Genomic DNA, 2,745 nt, shown 5'->3' on the forward strand with positions numbered 1-2,745 from the left:
GAAATCATCGACCTGAAACCGAATGAGAACGCCATCAAGTCCAGTGATTTTCTGTTGCTGCACACGGGCTGGAGCAGATTTTGGGACACAAGCGCCTATTTTACCGGATATCCGGTATTGTCTTTAGCGGCGGCCGCATGGCTCAGCCGGTTTGACCTGAAGGGGATCGGGATGGATACCATTTCTGCGGATACGGCCGATGCAACCGATTTTCCGATTCATAAGACACTGCTGAACCGGGAGATGATCATTATTGAAAACCTGACAAATCTGGACAGGCTGCCGCCAGGCGGTTTCACGTTTTCATGTTTTCCCCTGAAAATTCAACAGGCTGATGGTTCCCCCGTCCGGGCGGTTGCGATGCTGCCGGACAGTATAACCGCTGCCAACCCGTGAGGTCCGATGAACACTGAGAACAAAATTTCAGTAACCGAATCTTTGCCCGCTCCCGGAAAATCGAATGGCCGGTGGTACCGGCTGGTGATCATCGTCCTGATCATTGCCGGAGTCGGTTTTTCGGTCTGGTGGATCAAACACAATATCTTTGCGTCCCGATTTACCCCCATACGATTAAACACTCAGGAGCAGCAGATTCTCGACGACAAACTCAATGAGCTCCAGACAGCTGCCCGAAAAAAGCATCCCGGTTCCCGGACCACAACCCAGGAGCCGGCCCGGCCCCTGACCCCGGCTCCTTATTCGGAAAGCGGGGCCCGACGGACCATCCGCCTGACGGAAAAAGAGCTCAATGCCCTGATCGCCAATCAGCCGGAAATGGCGCAACGGATTGCCATCGACCTGTCCGAGGACCTGATCAGCCTAAAGCTTGTCGTACCCATAGACCCCGGCATCCCGCTTATGGGCGGAAAAACGCTCCGGCTGCATGCGGGACTGTCCATCCACTATCAGGGCGGAACCCCGTCCATAGCGATTCAGGGCGTCAGCCTGGGCGGAATCCCGCTGCCCAATGCATGGCTGGGAAATTTAAAGCACAAAAACCTGCTCAAAGAATTCGGTACCCAAAACGGTTTCTGGCAAGTGTTTGGAGCAGGTGTTGCAGAAATAAACGTTTTCCGGGGCTCTGTTCAGATCCGGCTGAACGAATGATTCAAAATCCTGATCTGATTTTTGAATAAAATTTATCTCACGGCGCAAAGGCCAAAAAGATAGCCCTTAAGCGTTTCCACACTATCCATCAAAGGAGAATCCTCATGACAAACCGATTCTTTCGAACCTTTGTCAGCACCGTTGTCATTATGTTGTTTCTGCCGGCATTCGCCATCATGGACTGGACTCCACCGGCACATGCCTTTCGAGACCCTCCGGGTAATCACCGTCCGGAAAAAATTGTCAAACGGCTCCCGCCGCGCAGCAAAAGTGTCCAGGTAAAGGGAAACAGATACTACTACCATGGCAAAGATTTTTACCAGAAAAGGCCTTCCGGCTATCTGATGGTTACCGCGCCGATAGGAGCGCTGGTGCTGAGCATTCCGCTGGGCTCAAGAGCCATGATCGCCGGGGGAATTACCTTTTACGTCAACGGCTCGACCTATTATCGCAGGGACCCGGGAGGATATCTGGTAGTGCCGCCCCCTGAACAGCCGGTGATCATCCAGGACATTCCGCCGGTCGTCCCGTCCCAGCAGCACATCGGGGGAGACATCTCCGTCACCGTCTCCATTCTCAACGTCCGCTCCGGACCCGGCATGAATTTTCCCCTGATCAATGAAGTCCGCATGGGAGACCGGTTATCCGTCAACGGCTACGCCCCCGACTGGCTGTATGTAACACTGCCCGACGGGCAATCCGGGTGGGTCATGCTGAAATTCACCTCTATGATGTCGACACCGGGAGACGGGTGATTGGAATAGCGCCCTTGCGGGCGGATTGAGGAACGCTATCGCTTGAGGACCACTTCGTTTGAGGCAAAAGATAATCTGGATACCATCGAAGTCTCCAATTGTTTTACCGAAAGGCGGCGATTTATCAAAAATATTTCCCGAAAAATTGCGGCCTTTCGGCCGGCCGCCATCTTAATTACAGGGCTTGATCATACCAGGCGATATCGTAGGAAATCGGCAGGTCGTTGATATCCTCAAGCCCGAACACTTCTTTTAATTTCAACGCGATGACCGCCAGGGAATATGAGTCATTGCACTGGCCGGCATCCACCACCTTGTCGGCCAGGGCCAGTAAATAGTTGACCGGCAGCATTTCACCGTGCGTGTAAACATCCACGCCCGTGCCTTCGGTCTGTTTAAGAAGTTCTTTCATGTCATGCCCGGTAATCAGGATTCCGGGTTTTGTACCCACGCCGATGTTCACCTCTGTGATTTCCTGATTCCCGTAAGCCGTGGTGTCGGCTTCATCCAGAAGGGCCATGGTGTTGACCGAAGTTTCTCCGGCCTTCATTACCATGGCAATCATCTCATCCACCGTCAGGTCCTTTGTGGTGGAGGCCAGCGCTTCCATGATGAAGTCGTTGATATCATCTTTTTGACATCCCAGATTCCTCTGAGTACGAAAATCAACAAGTCCTGAAGGTTGGAGACTGCTTCAAAGCGTGTCTTTGCACTGGCGTAAACGCGACATTAAAAAAACGGATTCAGAAATAAATATTGTAACTATTCAGCGTGCTTGAAAATTAGTATACTTCCATTTACATGACAAAATCTGGCAACTCGCCGTTAAACAACAATTCCAGTGCACGGCTTGACTTAATTCCCTGTTTTCGACAAGTAGACA

Annotated in this window: 3 protein-coding genes and 1 pseudogene; 3 read left to right on the forward strand and 1 reads right to left on the reverse strand. The window is 51.9% G+C overall.

Going from position 1 to position 2,745, the window contains the following annotated elements; genetic code table 11:
• The 3 genes from PHQ97_16105 to PHQ97_16115 all read left to right on the forward strand — a co-directional run.
• A partial coding sequence (locus tag PHQ97_16105) for a cyclase family protein (GenBank protein MDD4394257.1) occupies positions 1–396 on the forward strand: 396 nt, incomplete at its 5' end.
• 6 nt (positions 397–402) lie between these two features.
• Entirely contained in the window at positions 403–1,107 is a 705-nt protein-coding gene (locus PHQ97_16110) for an arginine N-succinyltransferase (GenBank protein ID MDD4394258.1), read from the forward strand.
• 104 nt (positions 1,108–1,211) lie between these two features.
• A complete protein-coding gene (locus tag PHQ97_16115; GenBank protein MDD4394259.1) occupies positions 1,212–1,862 on the forward strand; it encodes a DUF6515 family protein in 651 nt (216 codons plus the stop codon).
• Between the two features lie 184 nt (positions 1,863–2,046).
• Here PHQ97_16115 and PHQ97_16120 read toward each other — a convergent pair.
• Positions 2,047–2,508, reverse strand: a pseudogene (locus tag PHQ97_16120) (hypothetical protein).
• Between the last annotated feature and the right edge of the window lie 237 nt (positions 2,509–2,745).

Source organism: Desulfobacterales bacterium (assembly GCA_028704555.1).
Classification (GTDB): Bacteria; Desulfobacterota; Desulfobacteria; order Desulfobacterales; family JAQWFD01; genus JAQWFD01.